Raw genomic sequence first — 20,740 nt, forward strand, 5'->3', positions numbered from 1 at the left:
GGACCCTGCCGCCCGGCCAGCGTGGCACCTGCCTGGTTGTGCACGGGGACAAGAAGTCGGCCCGCCGTTGGGCGCCATGACGGCGCCCGGGTACAGGGGGGTTCCCCGTAACCGGCGCGGGGCCGGCCGGTGCGGTCGCGCGGCCTGGTCACGCGGAGCGAGGCGCGGTGCTCGCGCCTGTCGTCTCCGCCCGGACGACCGCCAGCCGGGCCAGCTCCCGGTGGGCATGCCGGTCGAGGTCGAGGCCGGACAGCTTCTCGATCCGGTTGATCCGGTAGAGCAAGGTGTTGCGGTGGGCCGGGAGGGCTGCCGCGGCCGCCGTCCGGTTGAAACCGTGCGCGACCAGGCACGTCAGTGTCTGCGACAGCGTTCCGGAGGGATCCTCGGCATCGAGCCGGCCCAGTACGCGCCGCATGACGCCGTCGGCGAGCTGGGGGGAGTTCGCGAGCATGACCTCCGTCAGGAAGTCGTCGAGGCGGATCCGTCCCCGGCGCCCCGCCCTGCTCCCCAGGGTGACCAGGTCGTGCAGGGTGCCGACCGTTTCCGCGAGTGCCGCGCGGCCGGTGGCCGACTCGGCGGCGAGGACCAGCGCGCTGTCGGCGAGGAAGTCCGTCCAGTCGAACCCCGGCCGGGTCAGGCCGGCCACGCGGTGCCCCTCCGCGCAGGCCAGCGCCCCCGCGGTCCGCAGACGCGCCGCCAGGCCGGCATGGGCGGCGGCCGAACCACCGTCGAGCGCCGTCACGAAAGGGCGGTACGGGCCGGCGAGATCGAAGCCCAGCCGTTCCGCGCGGTCCAGGTCCTCGACGGTCGTCGCCGACCGGGCGCAGATCCGGGCGAACAGCGCTGCCGCACGGGAGTTGCCGTCGGCGGACGGAAGCTCCCGCTGGTCGGCGAACGCCCTCCGCACGGTCGTCAGGGCGATGTCCAGGAACGCCCACGCCACGTCCAGCTGCGGCATCAGCCATACCCTGTCCTCGGCCGGGCTGAGCTCCAGCAGCGCGCTGCACACCGCGCGTGCCGCCCCGGAGCAGGCACGGAAGGCGTCCTCGGCGACGAGGCCGTGCCCGGCCGCGGCGCGCGCTGCCTCGTAGAGTTCCGACAGCATGTCCCCGACAGGTTCCTGCCCGCTCAGCAGCCAGTTCCTGATCAGTTCGACGCTGCGGCGGATCATGTCCTCCCGGGACCCGGCCCGGCAGCCATGGCCGGGTATCCGGCCGGTCGGCGCATCTGCCAGGCCGCGGGCTACCTGATGCGCCATCAGGTCGAGGTCCAGGCCGTGGAGTACGCTGCGCAGCCGACCGGCCGCCGCGGAGCAGGCGTCGGCGCGGGGCATGGCGTATATGCGCGTCACCTTCCGGAGGGCTCGATGCGGTCCGGCGTGCCCCGGCTCGTGTGGCGGCCTGTGCGGCCGGAGGCTGCGTTCACCGTCGGCCCCGGTGATCAGCGGCCTTGTCCACGCCGCGGGCGTGCGTCGGGCGGCGGGAGCAGGAAGCGCCACGCGTTCAGCACCCCGCTGACGAACGCCACGGCGGAGGCCGGCAGCAGCAGGTAGAGGCCGGCGTCGTGGCCGAAGGCCAGCAGGACCCCGGCCGCCACGAACAGCAGCATGACGACCACGTTGGTGTCCCGGCGGTCGAAGATGTCGGTCAGCCGCCCGTCGTCGACGGCCGACCCGCGCTTGTTCCGCCCGATGGCCAGCAGGCTCAGGCTGGCGCCGATCCCCATGACGATGAGCTCGGCGCCCAGCACCCGGTCGGGCTGGCCGGGCACGAGCAGGACGGTCGCCATGAGCAGCGGCGCGATGAACAGCACCAGGGTCTGCGCCGCGCCCGCCCGCAGGCCCGGGTGCCGGGCGATCCGGCGGGCGTCCACGGACACCGCGACGAACAGCAGCCCGGTGAGGGCGGCGCTGGCTCCTCCGGTCATCACGGCGAAGCTCTCCCAGTCGGCGGAGACGCTCATACGCCGTGCACCCCGGGCAGCGACGGCCGGCCCCAGGCCCGGAGCCGGGTCCGGGGCCGGTGGGCCGCCGGCGGCCGGGCGCCACGCGAAGCGGCTTCCCGGACACGTCCGGGGGGCGTCCCGGCCGGCAGCCGCCGGAGAGTCGCCTCCGGAGTCCCGACCGGCCTCCGGCGCGGATCAAGCTCGGACACAGGCTCCCCCTCCCGTACTGGTGTTCTGCCGTCATTGAACGCCCTGACGCCTTGTGCCCGGGCACGAATCCGCGCCCGGTTTTTGGAAAACCGCCCACCGGGAGCGCCGATAACTTCGCCGCATGCACAAGAGCCCCCTGGCCCGCCTGGGCCGTTCCTGGACATGGCACCTGCTCTTCGGGCTGGTCTCGATCGGCTCCGGCGTCGTCGCCGTGGCCTGGCCCGGTCCGACACTGGTCGTGCTCGCGGTCGTCTTCGGCGTACAGCTGGTCGCCACCGGGGTGTTCCGCCTGGTGGGATCGGTGAGCCTGGGCGCAGGGGACACCGCCCGCGCCCTGACGGGAGTTCTCGGCGTGGTCAGTCTGCTGCTCGGGCTGTACAGCCTGCGGCACGTGCTGATCACGGTGCTCGCGCTCGGGCTGCTGCTCGGCATCTACTGGATGGTCGACGGTTTCACGGCCGTGTTCGTGGCGCTGGACCGTCCCGGTCTGCCCGGACGCGGCTGGAACGTCTTCATCGGCCTGCTCGGTGTCCTCGCCGGCCTGATGCTGCTGACCTGGCCGCAGCTGTCGCTGCTGACGCTGGCGTTCCTGGCCGGCCTCTGGATGATCATGCTCGGCGCCATGCAGCTGGGCCTGGCCCGCCGGCTGCGGGACACCGTGCGGACGGCCTAGGGGCTGTCGGGGCCGGCCGACCCCAGGTCCGTGCCGAGCGCCTCCCAGGTGACCGCGAGCAGGACGAGGGTGCGGTCCCGCTGATCCCTGAGAGACAGGCCGGTCAGCTTCTCGATCCGGCCCACCCGGTACAGCAGCGTGTTGCGGTGCACCGGCAGCGCGGCCGCGGCCGCCGTGCTGTCGAAGCCGTGGGCGGCGAGGCAGCGCAGGGTGGCCGCCAGGTCCACGGCGTCGGCACGCTCCAGCGGCCCGAAGACCCGCCGGACCATCCGGTCGGCGATCTCCGGGGCGTCGGCGAGCAGCAGTTCGGGCAGGTGGTCGTCGGCGCGCACCCGGCCCCGGCGCCCGGACCTGGCCCCGATGGCGATCAGTGCACGCAGCCCGTCGGCCGCCGCTCCGAGCCGGCCGCGGGCCAGCGGCTCGTCCTCGGCCAGCAGCAGCCGCGGGTCTTCGAGGAACACCGTCCAGCCGAATCCGGGCGGTGTCAGCCCGGTGACCCGGAGCCCCTCGGTGAAGGCCAGCGCCCCCGCCGCACGCAGCCGGAACGCGAGATCGGCGTGCGCGGCAACCGATGCCCCGGCGAGCCGCGCGGTGAACGGCCGGTACGGCTCCACCAGGTCGAAGCCGAGCCGGGCGGCCCGGTCCCGGTCCTCGATCGTGACGGGCAGCTGGGCGCACAGCCGGTCGAACAGGGTACGGGCGCGCCGGTCACCGGCCGTGGACGGCGCGTCCTCCTGGTCCGCGTAGGCCCGTGCGAACACCTCCACGACCAGGTCGAGGTAGTCCTCCAGACAGCCCCAGACGGTCTCCGAACGAGCGAGCAGCAGCGCCCGGTCGTCGTCCGTCGCCAGATCCAGCAGCGCCTCCCAGAACATGCGCGCGCCGCGGCGGTAGACCAGGATGCTGTCCTCGATCGGCTGCCCGGATATCGCGCGGGCGCGCAGGAACTCGTGCAGCTCGGACCGGAGGTAGTCGTCCGGCGGCGAGCCGTTGACCAGCCAGCGCAGGACGAGGTCGACGTTCCAGCGCACCACCGCGGCCCGGTCCACCGGCCACTGGAAGTCGGTGTAGGCGGGGAGCCGACCGAAACCGGCCTCCATCCTGCGCACCACGACGCCCACGTCGAAGCGCTGAAGAACACCCCGCAGGTCACCGTCGGCGCTGCCCGCGCCGGCTGGGCGATGCACGTTCACCCGACGATCCTTCCACACGGCGCCGGGCTCCCGCCCCGCCACCGGAGCGCGGGACGGGACCGGAGCGCCACGCGGGGCCGGCGAAGTCCGCTGCGGTTCGCAACGCGCCCCGAAGGGGCGCCGGGGTTCCCCCCCTCGACCAGCCACGACGGCGCCGCAGACGGCAGACGGCGCATCCATCGCAGCACTTCCGGCGGAGCGCCTGGCCTAGGCCACCACGGCGCCGAGTCCGCCCACGGGGGCCACCGGCCGTCGCCGGATCACCAGGGCCATCAGGGCCGCCGCCGCGCACAGGGCGCCGGAGGCGTACCAGACCATGTCGTAGGTGCCGAAGACGTCGCGGGCGACGCCGCCGAGGTAGGCGACGAGGGCCGCGCCGACCTGGTGGGAGGCGAGGACCCAGCCGAAGACGATGGCGCTGTCCTCGCCGTACTGCTCCCGGCACAGGGCCAGGGTGGGCGGGACGGTGGCGACCCAGTCGAGGCCGTAGAAGATGATGAAGAAGACCATCGAGGGGTGGACCGCCGGGCCCAGCAGCATCGGCAGGAAGAGCAGGGAGACGCCGCGCAGGGCGTAGTAGACGGCGAGCAGGCGGCGCGGTTCGAAGCGGTCGGTGAACCAGCCGGAGGCGATCGTGCCGACGACGTCGAACACGCCGATGACCGCGAGCAGCGAGGCCGCCGTGGTGACCGGCAGGCCGTGGTCGTGGGCGGCGGGCACGAAGTGGGTCTGGATCAGGCCGTTGGTGGACGCCCCGCAGATCGCGAAGGTGCCGGCGAGCAGCCAGAAGGGGCCGGTGCGGACGGCGGAGGACAGCACGCCGAGGGTCCTGCGGGCCGCCCCGGTGACCGGTGCCGGCTTCGGTACGAACTCGGTGGCGCCGTACGGCTTCTGGCCCACGTCGGCCGGGTGGTCGCGCAGCAGCAGCCAGACGAAGGGCACGACCGCGAGTGCGGCGAGGGCGACGGTGACGGCGGCGGGGCGCCAGTCGTGCGTCTCGACCATCCAGGACAGCAGCGGCAGGAAGATCAGCTGTCCCGAGGCGGAGGCGGCGGTCAGGATGCCGCTGACCAGGCCGCGCCGGGTGGTGAACCAGCGGTTGGTGACCGTGGCCGCGAAGGCGAGGGCCATGGAGCCGGAGCCGAGGCCGACCAGCAGGCCCCAGCAGAGCATCAGCTGCCAGGCCGCCGTCATCCACACGGTCAGGCCCGAGCCGATCGCGATGACGGTCAGGGCGACGGCCACCACCCGCCGTATGCCGAAACGGTCCATCAGGGCGGCCGCGAAGGGCGCGGTGAGCCCGTACAGCGCGAGGTTGACGGAGACGGCCGCGCCGATGGTGCCGCGCGACCAGCCGAACTCCGCGTGCAGGGGGTCGATGAGCAGGCCGGGCAGGGAGCGGAAGGCGGCCGCGCCGATGATCGTGACGAAGGTGACGGCGGCGACGAACCAGGCGCGGTGGATGCGCGGCGAGCGGGTCGGCTTCGCGTCCTGACGGGCTGCTGCGGCTTCGGTTGTCTGGGTCACGCCACAAATATCCGGCCGGCGGGTTCACTCCATCGAGTGGCCCGGAGGACAGTATTCGCTAGGATCGGGCCATGAGCAGTGACCCCGGCTTCCGCCCGCACCGCGTCGTCGTCCTCGCCCTCGACGGCCTGCTCCCCTTCGAGCTGGGCATCCCGCACCGCATCTTCGGCCGTCCCAAGGACGCCCGGGGCCGCCATCTGTACGAGGTCGTGACCTGCTCGGTCCGCCCGCCCGGCCCGGTCGAGACCGACGCCGACTTCGCGATCCACGTGCCCAACGGCCCCGAGACGCTGGCCACCGCCGACACGGTGATCATCCCGGCGTCGTACGAGCTGGGCCCGGTCTTCGAGAAGGGCGTCCTCACCCCCGAGCTGGCCGCCGCCCTCGCCCACATCCGCCCCGGCACCCGGCTCGCCTCCATCTGCACCGGCGTCTACGTCCTGGCCGCCGCCGGCTACCTCGACGGCCGTCCGGCGACCACGCACTGGGCCGAGGCGGACCATCTCCAGCAGCTGTTCCCGCAGCTGGAGGTGGACGCGGACGTCCTCTTCATCGACGACGGCGACATCCTCACCTCCGCCGGGGTGGCCGCCGGCATCGACCTGTGCCTGCACATGGTCCGACGCGACCACGGCACGGCCGTCGCCAACGAGGTGGCCCGCCGTACGGTCGTCCCCCCGCACCGGGACGGCGGCCAGGCCCAGTACATCCACCGCCCGGTCCCCGACCCCCAGGTCGCCACCACCACCGCAGCCCGCGCCTGGGCCCTCGGCCGCCTCCACGAGCCCATCCAGCTGCGCGACATGGCCGAGCAGGAGGCCATGTCGGTACGGACCTTCACCCGCCGCTTCCGCGAGGAGACCGGCGTCAGCCCCGGTCAGTGGCTCACCCGGCAGCGCGTCGAACGCGCCCGCCACCTCCTGGAGTCCAGCGGCCTCTCCGTCGACCAGGTGGCCCGCGACGCCGGCTTCGGCACCGCCCAGTCGATGCGCCAGCACCTACAGGCAGCGCTCGGCGTCACCCCGACCGCCTATCGCCGTACCTTCCGCACCGGGACGGGCGACCCCGGCAGCCCCGACAGCCCCGGCGTCGTCGGCGCCCCGGGCTGACCTCCGAGCCCGCCGCGCCTCGCCCCACCAGCCGACCGCGCTGAGCACCAGCGTCACGCCGACCCCGGCCAGCACGGCCGTGGACGGCGCCACCACCCGCAGCAGCGCCCCGGCGAGGGAGCCGGTCACCGCGTAACCGGCGCCGGCAGCCGCGTACATGACCGCGTACCCGGCGGCCAGGGCACTCGGCGGGAGCACCTCGCGCAGCGACAGGTTGCGGGTGAGCATCGCGGCCGACTGGAACATGCCGCCGAGGACGAGCACGGCCGCGATCCCCGCGGCGCGCGGTACGAGCGCCGCGATCGTCACGCAGAACGCCGTGCCGGCCATCAGCAGCACACTGCGGGTGCGCAGCCGTCCCGGCCAGGCGCGCAGGCCGTGCAGGAACGCGCCGAGCCCGCCGCCGACCGCCATCCCGGTCAGCAGCGGACCCGACCAGCCGACGTCGATTCCGCGCTGTTCGAGCAGGGCGGGCAGCACGAGTTCGGACAGCCCGAGCAGGGTCAGGCTGGCCGCGCCCGTGACGTACACCGGCCAGGCGCCGGCCAGCACGCGCACGAGGGGCGCGGCCGTCCGCCCGGCCGTGCCCCAGGCCGGCGGAAGGAGCCACAGCCCGGCCGCCGACGCGGCCATGAGGGCGGCGGCGAGCCGCAGCGGGGCGGCGGGGGCGGCACCGAGGGCCAGGCCGGCCACCGCGGCCGGGGAGACGGCCCACACGGCGGACGTCAGCATCGACTCGACGGACAGTGCCTGCGCCGCCGCGTGCTCCGGGACCAGCGCGGTGAGCAGCGTGCGCAGGCCCCCGGTGGCGGCGGCCGGCGCGGCACCGGCGACCCACGCGAAGGCGGCGAGGACGGCCGGCGGCGGGTCCGGGAAGCCACCGAGCCCCGCGAACCCGGCGGCCCCGACCGCGAGCCCCACGGCCAGCTGCACCCGCACCCGCTCCGGACGCAGCCGCATTCCGAGCACGGGCGCCCCCACGATCTCGCCGACCACATAGGCCGCCGCGAGCAGCGCGCCCAGCGAGTAGCCGCCGGCCCGCTCCCGCACCAGGAAAACCAGGGCCAACGGCGCCATGGCGACCGGCATCCGGGCCCCCACGGCGGTCCCGGCCCAGACCAGGACCTGCTTGGACGCGACGTCACGGTAGGTCATGGGACGACGGTAGGGGGCGGGACCGACAACGCCGAGAGGTTTTCCCCGGGCTGTGGAGAACCCCGTGCGCGCTCACCGGAAGGTGAGCACCCCCCGGGCCACCCGCCCCGCCTCCGCGTCCGCCCACACCTTCTCGAAGTCCTCGACCGGGTACGTCTCGGTCACCAGCTCGTCGAGCAGCAGGCTTCCTTGGCGGTACAGGCCGGCGTAGAGGGCGATGTCGTGCTGCGGGCGCGAGGAGCCGTACCGGCAGCCCAGGATGGACTTGTCGAGGAACATCGAGGCGACGACGAAGGACGCCTCGGCGGTGGCGGCGGGCGTGCCGAGGAGGACGGCCTGGCCGTGGCGGTCGAGGAGGTCGACGGCCTGCCGGACCAGCTCGACCCTGCCGACGCACTCGAAGGCGTGGTCCACCCCGGTCGGCAGCAGGTCCTTCACCGCCTCCGTCGAGGTCAGGAAGTCGGTCGCGCCGAACTGCCGGGCCACCTCCTCCTTGGCCGGGTTGGCGTCCACGGCCACGATCCGCAACGCGCCCGCGATCCGCGCGCCCTGGATGACGTTCAGGCCGATCCCGCCGGTGCCGATGACCAGCACGGTGTCGCCGCGGTCGACCCGGGCACGGTTCAGGACGGCGCCCACACCGGTCAGCACCCCGCACCCGATGAGGGCGGCCGACGTCAGGGGGATGTCCTTCGGGATCCGTACCGCCTGCACGGCCTTGACGACCGTCCGTTCCGCGAAGGCCGAGTTGCACGCGAACTGGTACACGGGCCGGCCGCCACGCGTGAACGGCTTCTGCGGGCGCCCTATCGCCTTGCGGCACATGGTGGGCCGGCCCCGGTCGCAGTCGGCGCAGGCACCGCAGTTGGCGAGCGTGGACAGGGCGACGTGGTCCCCCGGCGCCACATGGGTGACGCCCACACCCACGGCCTCCACCACGCCGGCACCCTCATGGCCCAGCACCACAGGAACGGGGAAGGGTATGGTCCCGTCCACCACCGACAGATCGCTGTGGCAGAGCCCGGCCGCCGACACCGCGACCAGCACCTCACCGGGCCCCGGCTCCCGCACCTCCAGATCGTCGACTACCTGCACCTGCTTGCCGTCGAACACGACCCCACGCATCACGACTCGCCCCCCTTCGGTTCCCTCGGCAGACCGAGCACCCGCTCGGCGATGATGGTGCGCTGGACCTGGTCCGAGCCGCCGTAGACGGTGTCGGCCCGGGAGAAGAGGAACAGGTGCTGGGCGGCGTCCAGTTCGTACGGTGCGGCGGCCGACCAGCCGGCCGGGCCGACGCTCGCGGCCGCGCCCCGCACCAGCACCGCGAGTTCGCCGAGCCGCTGGTGCCAGCCGCCCCACAGCAGCTTGGCCACACTGGGCGCGCCGGGCTCAGCGGCCGAGTTCCCCAGCGTCCGCAGGGCGTTCCACCGCATCACCCGCAGCTCGGCCCACTGCCGCACCAGCCGATCCCGTACGACGGGATCGTCGGCGGCCCCGTTCTCCACGGCGTCCCGCACCACCCGCCCCAACTCCTGTGCGAACCCGATCTGCTGGGCGAGCGTGGACACCCCGCGCTCGAACCCGAGCAGGCTCATCGCGACGCGCCACCCGTTGCCCTCGCCTCCGACGACGTGCTCCACGCGCGCGTGCGCGCCGTCGAAGAAGACCTCGTTGAAGTCGCTGGTGCCGGTCATCTGCCGGATCGGGCGGACCTCGACGCGGCCCGGCTGGTCCATGGGCACGAGCAGGAAGCTCAGCCCGTGATGGCGCCGCGAGCCCGCCTCGGACCGTGCCAGCACGAAACACCAGTCGGCCTCGTGCGCGAGCGAGGTCCAGATCTTCTGCCCGGTGATGCGGTAGCCGTCCCCCTCCCGCACCGCCACGGTCCGCACCCCGGCGAGATCGGAGCCCGCGCCGGGTTCGCTGTATCCCTGGCACCACAGCTCCTCCCCGGCGGCGACGGCCGGCAGAAAGCGCGCCTTCTGCTCACTGCTGCCGTGCGCGATGAGCGTCGGGGCGAGCAGGTTCTCCCCGATGTGCCCGGAGCGGGGCGGCGCGGCCGACCGCGCGTATTCCTCGGCCCAGGCGACCTGCTGAGTGAGCGTCGCGGTCCGGTTCCCGTACCCGCCCTCCGCCCACCCCAGCCCGATCCACCCGTCGGCCCCGAGGGTGCGCTCCCAACTACGCCGGTCCACCCCGGACTCGGCATGCGCACCCAGCCAGGTCCGGACTTCACTGCGAAACACCTCGTCCTCCGGCACTGCGCCGAAATCCACGGTGACCTCCAGAGATGCGTGGGGACTACGGCCCGTACGAAAACCGCCGGTGACCACCGCGGTGGCTGATCGCCGTCGCGGCGGAGAAAGGAAGGGTGCCGACGGGATGTGGGCACTGATGACCTGGCGGACCGGGACTGCGAACGCAGGCGTGGACAGCCGCCCCAGGGGCGCGGGGAACTGCGCGAACACCCCCCGCGGCGCCGCACCCGCGCACCCACCGCACACCCCCACAGGGGCGCGGGGAACTGCGCGAACAGCCGCGACGGCGCCGCACCCGCACACGTGCCGCACCCCCTGCCCACTAGGCGTTCGGCCGGCTTCCCGTTCGCGCGGCCGCCTCCATCGCCGCCAGTCGTGCCAGCATCGGCATCGGATCCGTGCCCACGCTCCCGGGCAGCGCCTCCGCGATCCGTTCCGGGGTCCAGGAGCCCCCGTCGGCGTACGCGGCCCGCAGCTCCCTCGGCTGGGCCCACACCGCGATCTTCGGTCCGGCGACCGTGTAGACCTGCCCGGTGACCCCCGCGTCCCGCGCCGCGTCGGACAGCAGGTAGACCACGAACGCGGCCACGTCCTCCGGCTCGCCGATCTCGGCCAGTTCCATCGGCACGCCCGCCGACATCCGGGTCCGGGCCACCGGCGCCACCGCGTTCGCGGTCACCCCGTACTTGTGCAGGCCGAGCGCCGCGCTCCGCACGAGCGAGATGATCCCGCCCTTCGCCGCGCTGTAGTTGGCCTGCGAGACCGAGCCCTGGTGGTTGCCGCTGGTGAATCCGATCAGCGTGCCGGCGCGCTGCCCCCGCATCACCGCCGACGCCGCCCGGAACACCGTGAACGTGCCCTTGAGGTGGGTGGCGACCACCGGGTCCCACTCCTCCTCGGCCATGTTGAACAGCATCCGCTCGCGCAGGATCCCCGCCACGCACACGACCCCGTCGAGCCGGCCGTACGACGACAGCGCCGTGTCCACCACCCGCTGCCCGCCGGCCATCGTGGAGATGTCGTCGGCCACCGCGACCGCGTCCCCGCCCGCCGCCTCGATCTCCTTGACGACGGCCTCGGCGACCTCGCTGGTGGGCGAGGCGCCGTCGACCGAGACGCCGTAGTCGTTCACGACGACCTTCGCCCCCTCGGCCGCCGCCGCCAGCGCCACCGCCCGTCCGATACCGCGCCCCGCACCCGTCACGGCGACGACCTTGCCTGCCAAGAAGTTCCCCACGCCCGGCCCCTTCCCGCGGTTTCTGACGGACCGTTAGATTTTATGGCGCGTCGGATGTGCGGACACAAGCCCCGGGGAGGACCCAGATGCCAGCGCCGTCATCTCATCCCGCGTTCCACGACATCGCCAAGCGCGTCAACAACTGGGGGCGCTGGGGCGCCGACGACGAGATCGGCACGCTGAACCTGATCACCGACGAGGTGGTGCGGGAGGCGGCGGCGACGGTCCGGACCGGGCGGCGCGTCCCGCTCGCCCTGCCGCTCCAGCAGGACGGCGTGCAGACCGGGATGATCCCCGGGCGGGTCAACCCGCTGCACGCCATGGTGCAGATCAACCAGGAACTGTTCGGCCCGGGGACCGTCGCGTGCAGCGACGACGCCGTGACCATGGGACTGCAGGCCGGCACCCACTGGGACGCGCTCACCCACGTCTCGCACTCGGGCAAGCTGTACAACGGCCGCCCGGCGCACACCGTGACCGCACACGGCGGTGCGGAGTTCAGCGGGATCTCGACGGCGCGGCACATCGTCTCGCGCGGGGTGCTGCTGGACGTGGCACACGCGCGTGGCGTGGACCGGCTGGCGGGCGGCCACGCGGTCACCCCGGACGACCTCGACGCCGCCGAGGAGTTCGCCGGGACGACCGTGCGCGGCGGCGACATCGTGCTCGTCCGGACCGGACAGGTGCAGGTGTACCTCGCGGGGGACAAGCACGCGTACGGCTATCCGTCGCCGGGCCTCTCGGTGCACGCCCCGGAGTGGTTCCACGCGCGCGACGTGGCCGCCGTCGCGAACGACACCCTGACGTTCGAGATCTTCCCGCCCGAGATCGAGGACCTGTGGCTGCCCGTGCACGCCCTGGACCTGGTCGAGATGGGGATGCTGCAGGGGCAGAACTGGAACCTCGAAGAGTTGTCCACAGCCTGTGGAGAAACCGGCCGGTACGCGTTCCTGCTGTCGGCGATGCCCGAGCCGTTCGTCGGGGCGACGGGCACTCCGGTCGCCCCCGTGGCCGTCCTCTGAACGGCACCCGTCCGGAAGCCGGTGTCACGCCCGACGGGGCGTGACACCGGCCCTCCCCCATTCCCCCCTGAATCCGGACGGCTGCGCGCACCGGCCCGCCCCGAGCCCGGTCCCGCGCGCCGCCGTCCGGCTCGACCCACACTCGGCGAGGACATCCGTCACCCAGACCCTCGCCGTCCCCTCGCGGCGAATCGCAGACCTCAAGCGTGAGCAAACCGTCACAAGGCGTCAACACCCGTACGGGGTTTTACGACTTATGCCCCGGTTCGCGATGGGCGCGCACGGATGCAAACCCCGGCGCATGGCCGCACACCGGGATCACACCGCCTCGAAGGCCAGCCCTTCGTACGAGGCCAGACCGCCGCCGTACGCCACCGCCGCGCCCTGCCGGGTTTCCGAACAGCGGTCGAGTTCGCACCAGATGCGCTTGCCGGCGCCTTCGGGGCTCCAGCCCCAGCGGTCGGCGAGCCCGTCGACGAGGGCGAGACCCCGGCCGCCGGTCGCGTCGCCGTCGGCGCACCGCGGCACGGGCGCACGGTCGCTGGCGTCGGCGACCTCCAGCCGCACGGTGACCGACTCGTCGGCGCCCCCGCGGTCCGCACCCGGCAGCGAGAGCCGCAGCACGGCCGGACAGCCGGTGTGCACCACGGCGTTGGTGACCAGCTCGGAGACGAGCAGGATCAGCGTCTCGGCCAGCGGCTCGTCCGCCGCTATACCGGACCCGGCGAGGCGCGAGCGGGCCCACCTTCTGGCCCGCCCGACCTCCGTGGGGTCAGGCCGGATCTCCAGCTGCACTTGAAGCACCTGCACCGCTCACACCATCCGAACCGGCGGACACATGAACCCGCACCGAGCGAGCGCCGCGACGAGTGCCGCGACGACAAGGACGGCGAGGGCCACGATCGTAGCCATTTTCTGCATGGCCAGAACAACGGCCAGAGCAAGGGTCACGGAACGTGATTCCCTTACGAGACAGCATGGTTGACGTACAGTCACCCCAACAAGCGCTTCGGGCATATTCCAGCGCGAAGGAGTACGCCCACGGCATACTGTGCGACGCTCGCGGCGGGGAGTCGAACAGGCGGGGGCGCAAGCCCTTACCGCCCTGCGAGTGGCGGTGCGCACCCCGAGCGGCGGGGCCGCTTCGACGGCTCCGCCGGCATGGCTCGTCCTCGGAACCACTCGCATCCCACAGAAGGTACCCGAGGGGACAGCCGACTCCAGGCCGTGACGAGTCACGCGTTGGACACAACCCGGTATCAACGCTCAGTGATTCCGGTATGCCACAATCCGCGACATCCGGGTCGCTCGAACCCATGATTCCGCAGGCCAGGGCCGTTTCGAACGCTCAACCGAGCAACTCCGCGGCGAGCAATTCCTCACTCTCCGTATTCACTCCACCACGCTGCGCCCGTACCCATGTCCGTTTCAGATGCAGATGCACCTCCGACTCCCACGTGAAGCCCATCCCGCCGTGCACCTGGAGGCAGTCCCGGGCGCCGCGCACGGCGGCCTCGTCGGCGAGCAGCCGGGCCGCCGCGATGTCCACGGGGTCGGAGGTGACGGCGGCGGCGTAGACGGCCGCCCGCGCGGTCTCGGCGCGCACCAGCATCTCGGCGCACAGGTGCTTGACCGCCTGGAACGCCCCGACGGGCCGGCCGAACTGCACGCGCGTGCGGGCATGTTGCACGGACAGCTCGCACACGCGCGTGGCCGTGCCGAGCTGCTCGGCGGCGGTGAGCAGCACGGCGACCGGGTCGGGGGCCCCCGAGGCCGGTCCCGGGACCCGGTGCAGGGGCGTCAACGGGTCAACCGAGCGCACGGGTACGGCCCCCGACGCGTCCCCCGTCACGGCGTCCGCGTCGGCCAGCCACTCCACCAGGCCGCCGTCCACGCGGGCCACCACGGCCTCCCCGGCGGCCGCACCGGGCACGTCGGCCGCCGCGAGGTGGGTGGCCACCAGCGGTCCCGGCAGCAGCGCCCGCCCCGCCTCCTCGAACACCAACACGGCCTCGGGCAGCCCGAGTCCGACCCCGCCGTCGGCCTCCGGCAGCCGCAGCGCGAAGAACCCGGCGGCCCCCAGCTCCCGCCACAGGCCCCGGTCGAGACACCCGGGTCCGTCGGCGGCCGCCCGCAGCGCCGCGCCGTCGAACCGGCGCCCGAGCAGCTCCCGCATGCCCTCCCGCACCGCCTCCTGATCACGGGTCAGTCGAAAGCGCACGTCCGTTCACCGCCCCTTCGGCAGCCCGAGGATCCGCTCGGCCACGATGTTCCGCTGGATCTGCGAGGTCCCGGCCGCGATGGTGTACGAGAGCGAGGAGAGCCGGTCGAGGACCCACGCCCGGTCCAGGTCGAGCGCGTCGGGGCCGAGCACGGCGGCCGCCGCGTCGTACAGCTCCTGCCGCGCGTGCGAGTAGCGCAGCTTGAAGACCGAGCCGCCGACGCCCGGCACGCCCCTGCCCTCCGCCTCGCTGACGTTCCACTGGGTGAGCCGCCACAGCGCCCGGAACTCGGCGTTCAGGCGGCCGAGGCGACGGCGCAGTTCCGAGTCGTCCCAGGTGCCGTTCTCGCGCGCCACGCGTGCGAGGTCGCCCAGGACCCGGCGGCAGGCGACGACCTCGCCGACGAAGGCGGTGCCGCGCTCGAAGGAGAGGGTCACCATGGTGACGCGCCAGCCGTCGTTCTCGGCGCCCACCCGGTTGGCCGCGGGCACCCGCACCTCGTCGAGGAACACCTCGGCGAACTCGGCGGACCCGGCGAGCGTGCGCAGCGGCCGCACGGTGATGCCCGGCGCGTCCATGGGCATGGCCAGCCAGGTGATGCCCCGGTGCCTGGGCGCCTCCGGGTCCGTGCGCACCAGCAGTTCGCACCAGTCGGCGACCTCCGCGTGCGAGGTCCAGATCTTGGAACCGCTCACCACGTAGTCGTCGCCGTCGCGCCACGCGCGCGTGCGCAGCGCCGCCAGGTCGGAGCCGGCGTCCGGTTCGCTGAAGCCCTGGCACCACACCTCGTCGCCGCGCAGGATCGGCGCCAGCCAGCGGGCCCGCTGCGCCGCGGTGCCCTCGGCGGCGATGGTGGGGCCCGCGTGCAGCAGACCGACGAAGTTGGCGCCCACATAGGGCGCGCCGGCCTTCTCGGTCTCCTCCAGGAAGATCAGCCGGGTGGTCGGGGAGGCGTCCCAGTGGACGTCGGCGTACCCGGCGTCGTAGAGCGTGCGCTGCCAGCCGAGGTCGTAGGCGCGGCGGCCCGGCCAGTCCTCGGGTCGCGGCTTCGGCGGGAGGCCGGGCAGCGCCTTGGCGAGCCACTCCCGCAGCCGCGCCCGGAAGTCCTCCTCCTCGGGCGTGTACGACAGGTCCACCGGCAGACACCCCCACGGAGCTGATGGTGCGTCAGACTGCGTCAGACATCGCAGGCTAGCCCCGCGCCCCTGGACCGACAAGGCAGCAGGACCTACGATCTGACGACTCGTCAGCTACAGGATTCCGCTGGGCAGGGGGACGCCATGAACGCCGCCGCACACGAGTTGAGTACCTCCCGCACCCTCTGGGACCTGGTCGCCCGCCGTGCCGGACTCACTCCCGACCGGCCGGTGTTCCTCCAGGGCGACCGCGCCCTCTCCTTCGGCGGGCTGCGCGCGCGTGCCGAGCGCGTCGCGGCCGGGCTCCACGGCATGGGCGTGCGCCCCGGCACGGTGGTCGCCTGGCAGCTGCCGACCCGGATCGAGACGGCCGTGCTGTCCTTCGCGCTGGCCAGGCTCGGCGCCGTGCAGTCGCCCGTCATCCCCTTCTACCGGGACCGCGAGGTCGGCTTCGCGCTGCGCGAGTCCAGGGCCGAGTTCTTCGCGGTACCGGGCGTGTGGCGCGGCTTCGACCACACGGAGATGGCGCGGCGGCTGGGCGCGAAGGGGATCTTCGAGGCGTACGACGACCTGCCCGACGGCGATCCGGCCGTGCTGCCCGCCCCGCCCGCCGAGGGCACCTCCGTCCGGTGGATCTACTGGACCTCGGGAACCACCTCCGACCCCAAGGGCGTTCTGCACACGGACCGTTCGCTCATCGCGGGCGGTTCGTGTCTCGCGCACGCGCTGCGGCTCACCGCGGACGACGTGGGCTCCATGGCGTTCCCGTACGCGCACATCGCCGGCCCCGACTACACGGTGATGCTGCTGCTGTACGGCTTCCCGGCGGTGATGTTCGAGCAGTTCGCGCTGCCGGACGCACTGCCGGAGTACCGCAGGCACGGGGTGACGGTGGCGGGCGGGTCGACGGCGTTCTACGCGATGTTCCTGGCCGAGCAGCGCAAGCAGCCGGGGGTGCCGGTGATCCCCTCGCTGCGGCTGCTGGCCGGCGGCGGGGCGCCCAAGCCGCCGGAGGTCTACCACGCGGTGGTGCGCGAGATGGGCGTGCAGCTGACGCACGGGTACGGCATGACCGAGGTGCCGATGATCACGATGGGGGCGCCGGACGACACCGCGGAGAACCTGGCGACGACCGAGGGGAAGCCGCCCGAGGGCATGGAGATACGGATCGCGGAGGGCGGCGAGGTGTGGCTGCGCGGCGAGGCGGTGTGCCAGGGGTACCTGGATCCGGCGCAGTCCGCCGCGGCCTTCGACGAGGAGGGCTTCCTGCGCACCGGCGACCTGGGCCGGGTGACCGGGACCGGCCATCTCGTCCTCACCGGGCGGCTCAAGGACGTGATCATCCGCAAGGGCGAGAACATCTCGGCGAAGGAGATCGAGGACCTGCTCGCCGCACACCCGGTGGTGGCCGACGCGGCGGTGGTCGGACTGCCGGACGCGGAGCGCGGGGAACTGGTCTGCGCGGTGGTCGAACAGCGGCCGGGCACGGTCGCGCTGACCCTCCCGGAGGCGGTGTCGTACCTGCGCGCGGAAGGGTTGTCGGTGCACAAGCTGCCGGAGCGCCTGGAGGTGGTGGACGCCCTGCCGCGCAACGAGACGCTGCGCAAGGTGCTCAAGTACAAGCTGCGCGAACGGTTCTCCGAGGTTCCCGCTCCGGCCCCCGGGAGCGCTACTCGGGGATCGTGAAGTAGCGGGCGAACGCGGGGACGATCTCGGCCTCCGCCACGTTGCCGTCGCCGTCGGTGTCGAGGCCCGACGCGATCGCCTGCGCGAGGTCCGGGGCGACCCCGAGGACGCGCAGCACGCGCGCGGTGTCGGCGACGGTCGCCGCGCCGGTGCCCGCGTCGTCCGCGAGGGCCAGGGCCGCGTGCAGGAAGGGGCGGGCGATCTCGCCGAACCGCTCGGGGTTGTCGTGCAGCCGCTTGACCGCGCCGCTCACGAACTCCTGGCGGGTGATGCGCTGGTCGCCGTCCCGGTCCGCCATGCCGGCCATGCCCTGCCAGAAGGCCTCCGCACCGGCGTACAGGGCCTGGCCCTTGTCGGAGCGGGCGGCGGCGCCGAACTCGGCGAGGAGTGCCTTGGCCGCCGAGTTGAAGTCCTCGCGGTCGATCCAGCCGTTGCCGTCCTGGTCGAAGGTTGCGAACCGGGCGGCGATCCGTCGCTCGTACTCGGTGCTGACCATGTCTGTTCGGGCCGCCTTACGTGACGTGGGGGTTCATCTCGCAGGGAGCGTACGACGCGGCGGCGGCCGGAGAGCGCGAAAACGACGGTTGCGCCAAGACCGGGGGAATTCTGCGACAACAACGTGGCACTGTCGTAATCGTCGGCTATGGGGCGCGGGGCGCCGCTAAGCCGACAGCGGGTCCTCCTCGTCGGTGGTCGCGCTGTCGATGTCGGCGTAGACGTCGAAGAGCCGTCGTACGCCGAGGGCGCCGAGGACCCGGTTGACGTGAGAACCGTCACTCGCGCCGTGGGCGGGCAGTATCAGCCGCAGGCGGCCCCGGCAGGAGCGGATCAGGCGGCGGGCGGCGATGAGGACGCCGACCCCGCTGGAGTCGCAGAAGAAGACGTCGGACAGGTCGAGGACCAGGCTGTGGTGGCCCTCGGCGACCGCGTCGTGCACCCGCTGGCGCAGCACCGGCGAGGTCACCAGATCCAGTTCGCCCGACACCCCGAGCACGGCCCACTCGCCCTGTTCGACGTCGGTCACCTTGAAAGCCACGGCTCAGCCCTCCGCTCGCCGGATCTCCGGAACCGCCCGGAAACGGAGCGTGTTCCTACGCTTCTTGTCGCGCGGCTGCCCAGCGGCCGTTCCCCGAAACCCCGGATGACAAACGAACACCGATCGAGAAGGGTCTTGTTTCGGTCACGGTCAGTCCTGTTCGATCAGAAACAGAAGGTTTGGCCGGAGACGCGCGTGAGAGCCGAACAGTGGAGGAGTACCGGAAGCGCCTACTACCACCTGCGGTCCGTCAGGGGGCGCGCATTGCCATAAAGGGGCGTGCGTTGCCGGACGTGCCGACTACATTCGAGGTGACGGTGGAGACACGCTGGACACGGGCACGGGGAGGGGGCCGCATGGTGAAGAAGGACGTACCGCCCCGCTGGGACCGCAAGATGCAGCAGCGGCTCGCCCGCGGCGAGGCGGCCGCCCTCGGTGAGCTGTACGACCGCTTCGCCTCGCTCGTGCACGGGCTCGCGCACCGCGTCCTCGGGGACGAGCGGGCCGCCGACGGCATAACCCGCGAGGTCTTCGCCCACGTCTGGGAGCACCCCGACGCCTACGACCCCCGGCAGGGGCCGTTGCGCTCCTGGCTCGCCGCGCTGGCCCACCGGCTCGCCGTGCAGCGCCTGAGGGCCACCGAGACCGCCGCGCTCGCCCCCGGCGACAGCGGCTCCCCGCAGGCCGCGGAGGAGCTGGAGCACAAGGTGCGGCGGGCTTCCGTCGCGGCCCGCGCGGACTACATCGTGCACTCCATGCCGACCCCGCTGCGCGCCGCCCTGGAACTCGCCTACTTCCAGCGCCGCGACTACCGGCAGACCGCGGTGGACCTCGGCGTCACCGAGGACGAGGCCCGCCGCCGGCTGCGCCTGGGCCTGCAACTGCTGTCCACCGCGCACGACGCCGGGACGCCTCCCGGATACGGAGGTGGGCGGTGACCGGCGCCGAGTTCTCCGGGGCGCACGACGGCACCGGCTCCGGGGACGGTGACGTGCCCCGGGACGGCGGCGGCGACTTCGGCCGGCCGCCGCGCATACCGCTGCCCCGCAGCTCCGTCGAGGACGGCGGGCAGCCGCTGCCCGAGACCGCCGGCCCGCCGCCCGTACCGCTGAAGCTGTCGCACGACGTCCTGAAGTCGATGCTCGGCGCGTGGGCGCTGGCCGCGTGCTCGACGGCGGAGTCCCTCGCCGTCGAGGCCCACCTCGGGGACTGCGGGGCCTGCGCGGACGAGGCGCGGCGGCTGCGCGAGGCGGTCGGCCTGCTGCACCAGCCGGAGAGCCTGGACCTCGACCCCGGCCTGCGCACCCGGGTCCTGGAGGCCTGTCTGGACCGCCGGCCGGCCAGGATCCCGATTCCCGCCTGGGCGGCGCCCTACGACGCGGAGACCGCCCGCCTGGACGCCCTGCTCCAGGACATCGGCGACGCGGAGTGGCACACGCCCGTGCGGCTGCGCTGGTTCGACGGCGAGGCGGCGGCGTCCCGCCGTACGACGGTCGCCGGCGTGATCGCGCATCTGCTGACCGTGGACGGGCTGGTGGCGACGGCGCTGGGCCTGGACGACCCGCTCGGGGAGTCCCGCGCACAGGGCCCGGCCGCCCGTACCGAGGCGTTCTGGCAGGCCTCGCACTTCCCGCCGACGCGTGCGGTGCGGGTGCCCTGGCGGGAGCAGAGCCACCGGCTGGTGCAGACCGTCTCCTTCACCGGCGGCGGCGCCGGGCGCCTCGGGGTGTCGTACGGCGACTTCGAACTGCCGTTGCACGACGCGATGCTGGACCGGGCCTTCGAGTGCTGGGTGCACGCGGAGGACATCGCGGAGGCCGTGGACTATCCCTACGGGCCGCCGGCCCCCAGGCACCTGCACCGGATGATCGACCTCGCGGCCCGGATGCTGCCCGCGGTGCTGGCCGAGCGCCGACGGGCGGGGCTGGCGTCGCCCGGCCAGACCCCCCACCTGGTCCCTGCGGGACGGCCCGGCCGCAGCCTGCGGCTGGAGATCGAGGGCCACGGCGGCGGCGAGTGGGTGATCCCGCTGGACTCGCCCGGGGCGGTGGGCTCGGCGGAGTTCGAGGTGGCGCACGTGGCGCTGGACGACGTGGAGTTCTGCCGGCTGGCCGCGGGCCACGTCCCTCCGGAGGAGGCGGCCGCGGGTCAGCTGGGGGATCGGGCCGCGATCAGGGACGTACTGTTCGCTGCCGCGAGCCTGAGCCGGATGTAGGAGCGTTCGCCCACGGGGCGGGGTGGTTTCCGCCGTACGGCCGACTGCGGCCGGGTGGGGGCCGTTCGCGCAGTCCCCGCGCCCCTGAAAGCGGGGCGCAGCCCCGTCTTTTCA

Annotated in this window: 19 protein-coding genes; 6 read left to right on the top strand and 13 right to left on the bottom strand. The window is 73.4% G+C overall.

Annotated elements, in window-relative coordinates; genetic code table 11:
- Positions 1 to 148: 148 nt before the first annotated feature.
- Both ACFY6U_RS26000 and ACFY6U_RS26005 read right to left on the bottom strand, forming a co-directional pair.
- Positions 149 to 1,351 carry a PucR family transcriptional regulator gene (locus ACFY6U_RS26000; RefSeq protein WP_390041939.1) on the bottom strand — a complete coding sequence of 401 codons (1,203 nt, stop codon included), beginning with the start codon at positions 1,349 to 1,351 and terminating at the stop codon, positions 149 to 151.
- 89 nt (positions 1,352 to 1,440) lie between these two features.
- Positions 1,441 to 1,962, bottom strand: a complete 522-nt coding sequence (locus ACFY6U_RS26005; RefSeq protein ID WP_390041941.1) for a hypothetical protein — start codon at positions 1,960 to 1,962, stop codon at positions 1,441 to 1,443.
- 313 nt (positions 1,963 to 2,275) lie between these two features.
- Between ACFY6U_RS26005 and ACFY6U_RS26010 the strand changes: the two genes are divergently transcribed.
- The gene (locus ACFY6U_RS26010) at positions 2,276 to 2,827 is read left to right on the top strand and encodes a DUF308 domain-containing protein (RefSeq protein WP_351484173.1); all 552 of its coding nucleotides are present in this window, start codon (positions 2,276 to 2,278) and stop codon (positions 2,825 to 2,827) included.
- On the opposite strand, the gene ACFY6U_RS26015 is transcribed toward ACFY6U_RS26010, so the two are convergent.
- A complete protein-coding gene (locus tag ACFY6U_RS26015) occupies positions 2,824 to 4,020 on the bottom strand; it encodes a PucR family transcriptional regulator (protein WP_390041943.1) in 1,197 nt (398 codons plus the stop codon). The two genes, ACFY6U_RS26010 and ACFY6U_RS26015, sit on opposite strands and share 4 nt — an antisense overlap.
- A 207-nt stretch (positions 4,021 to 4,227) precedes the next feature.
- Complete coding sequence (locus ACFY6U_RS26020) at positions 4,228 to 5,547, bottom strand: MFS transporter (protein WP_390041945.1); 1,320 nt, start codon at positions 5,545 to 5,547, stop codon at positions 4,228 to 4,230.
- 71 nt (positions 5,548 to 5,618) lie between these two features.
- Here ACFY6U_RS26020 and ACFY6U_RS26025 point away from each other — a divergent pair, with 71 nt between their 5' ends.
- On the top strand, positions 5,619 to 6,656 hold the full coding sequence (locus ACFY6U_RS26025) for a GlxA family transcriptional regulator (RefSeq protein WP_390041947.1): 1,038 nt from the start codon (positions 5,619 to 5,621) through the stop codon (positions 6,654 to 6,656).
- Here the strand turns inward: ACFY6U_RS26025 and ACFY6U_RS26030 are convergent.
- From ACFY6U_RS26030 to ACFY6U_RS26045, 4 genes are all read right to left on the bottom strand, one after another.
- Positions 6,546 to 7,811, bottom strand: coding sequence for an MFS transporter (locus tag ACFY6U_RS26030; RefSeq protein WP_390041949.1), 1,266 nt, complete (start codon positions 7,809 to 7,811; stop codon positions 6,546 to 6,548). The two genes, ACFY6U_RS26025 and ACFY6U_RS26030, sit on opposite strands and share 111 nt — an antisense overlap.
- Positions 7,812 to 7,883: 72 nt before the next feature.
- Positions 7,884 to 8,936 (bottom strand): Zn-dependent alcohol dehydrogenase, encoded by a 1,053-nt coding sequence (locus ACFY6U_RS26035; RefSeq protein WP_390041951.1) that lies wholly within the window; start codon positions 8,934 to 8,936, stop codon positions 7,884 to 7,886.
- A complete protein-coding gene (locus ACFY6U_RS26040) occupies positions 8,936 to 10,090 on the bottom strand; it encodes an acyl-CoA dehydrogenase family protein (RefSeq protein ID WP_390041953.1) in 1,155 nt (384 codons plus the stop codon). Before ACFY6U_RS26040 ends, ACFY6U_RS26035 begins: the two co-directional genes overlap by 1 nt.
- Positions 10,091 to 10,394: 304 nt before the next feature.
- Positions 10,395 to 11,309, bottom strand: a complete 915-nt coding sequence (locus tag ACFY6U_RS26045; protein ID WP_390041955.1) for an SDR family NAD(P)-dependent oxidoreductase — start codon at positions 11,307 to 11,309, stop codon at positions 10,395 to 10,397.
- Positions 11,310 to 11,395: 86 nt separating this feature from the next.
- Between ACFY6U_RS26045 and ACFY6U_RS26050 the strand changes: the two genes are divergently transcribed.
- The gene (locus ACFY6U_RS26050) at positions 11,396 to 12,331 is read left to right on the top strand and encodes a cyclase family protein (RefSeq protein WP_390041957.1); all 936 of its coding nucleotides are present in this window, start codon (positions 11,396 to 11,398) and stop codon (positions 12,329 to 12,331) included.
- A gap of 318 nt (positions 12,332 to 12,649) precedes the next feature.
- On the opposite strand, the gene ACFY6U_RS26055 is transcribed toward ACFY6U_RS26050, so the two are convergent.
- The 3 genes from ACFY6U_RS26055 to ACFY6U_RS26065 form a co-directional block, all read right to left on the bottom strand.
- Positions 12,650 to 13,126 (bottom strand): ATP-binding protein, encoded by a 477-nt coding sequence (locus tag ACFY6U_RS26055; RefSeq protein ID WP_390042429.1) that lies wholly within the window; start codon positions 13,124 to 13,126, stop codon positions 12,650 to 12,652.
- A 553-nt stretch (positions 13,127 to 13,679) separates the two neighbouring features.
- The gene (locus ACFY6U_RS26060; protein ID WP_390041959.1) at positions 13,680 to 14,552 is read right to left on the bottom strand and encodes an acyl-CoA dehydrogenase family protein; all 873 of its coding nucleotides are present in this window, start codon (positions 14,550 to 14,552) and stop codon (positions 13,680 to 13,682) included.
- 6 nt (positions 14,553 to 14,558) lie between these two features.
- Positions 14,559 to 15,689: an acyl-CoA dehydrogenase family protein gene (locus tag ACFY6U_RS26065; RefSeq protein ID WP_390041960.1), complete on the bottom strand. Its 1,131-nt coding sequence runs from the start codon at positions 15,687 to 15,689 to the stop codon at positions 14,559 to 14,561.
- A gap of 144 nt (positions 15,690 to 15,833) precedes the next feature.
- Between ACFY6U_RS26065 and ACFY6U_RS26070 the strand changes: the two genes are divergently transcribed.
- Positions 15,834 to 17,375 carry a class I adenylate-forming enzyme family protein gene (locus tag ACFY6U_RS26070; RefSeq protein WP_390041962.1) on the top strand — a complete coding sequence of 514 codons (1,542 nt, stop codon included), beginning with the start codon at positions 15,834 to 15,836 and terminating at the stop codon, positions 17,373 to 17,375.
- On the opposite strand, the gene ACFY6U_RS26075 is transcribed toward ACFY6U_RS26070, so the two are convergent.
- A complete protein-coding gene (locus tag ACFY6U_RS26075; protein ID WP_390041964.1) occupies positions 17,359 to 17,871 on the bottom strand; it encodes an EF-hand domain-containing protein in 513 nt (170 codons plus the stop codon). The two genes, ACFY6U_RS26070 and ACFY6U_RS26075, sit on opposite strands and share 17 nt — an antisense overlap.
- Positions 17,872 to 18,036: 165 nt before the next feature.
- Complete coding sequence (locus ACFY6U_RS26080) at positions 18,037 to 18,411, bottom strand: STAS domain-containing protein (protein WP_390041966.1); 375 nt, start codon at positions 18,409 to 18,411, stop codon at positions 18,037 to 18,039.
- A gap of 356 nt (positions 18,412 to 18,767) precedes the next feature.
- Here ACFY6U_RS26080 and ACFY6U_RS26085 point away from each other — a divergent pair, with 356 nt between their 5' ends.
- Positions 18,768 to 19,349 carry a sigma-70 family RNA polymerase sigma factor gene (locus ACFY6U_RS26085; protein WP_390041968.1) on the top strand — a complete coding sequence of 194 codons (582 nt, stop codon included), beginning with the start codon at positions 18,768 to 18,770 and terminating at the stop codon, positions 19,347 to 19,349.
- The gene (locus ACFY6U_RS26090) at positions 19,346 to 20,626 is read left to right on the top strand and encodes a maleylpyruvate isomerase N-terminal domain-containing protein (protein ID WP_390041970.1); all 1,281 of its coding nucleotides are present in this window, start codon (positions 19,346 to 19,348) and stop codon (positions 20,624 to 20,626) included. Before ACFY6U_RS26085 ends, ACFY6U_RS26090 begins: the two co-directional genes overlap by 4 nt.
- Positions 20,627 to 20,740 lie beyond the last annotated feature (114 nt).

Source organism: Streptomyces sp. NPDC013157 (assembly GCF_042899865.1).
Lineage (GTDB): Bacteria > Actinomycetota > Actinomycetes > Streptomycetales > Streptomycetaceae > Streptomyces.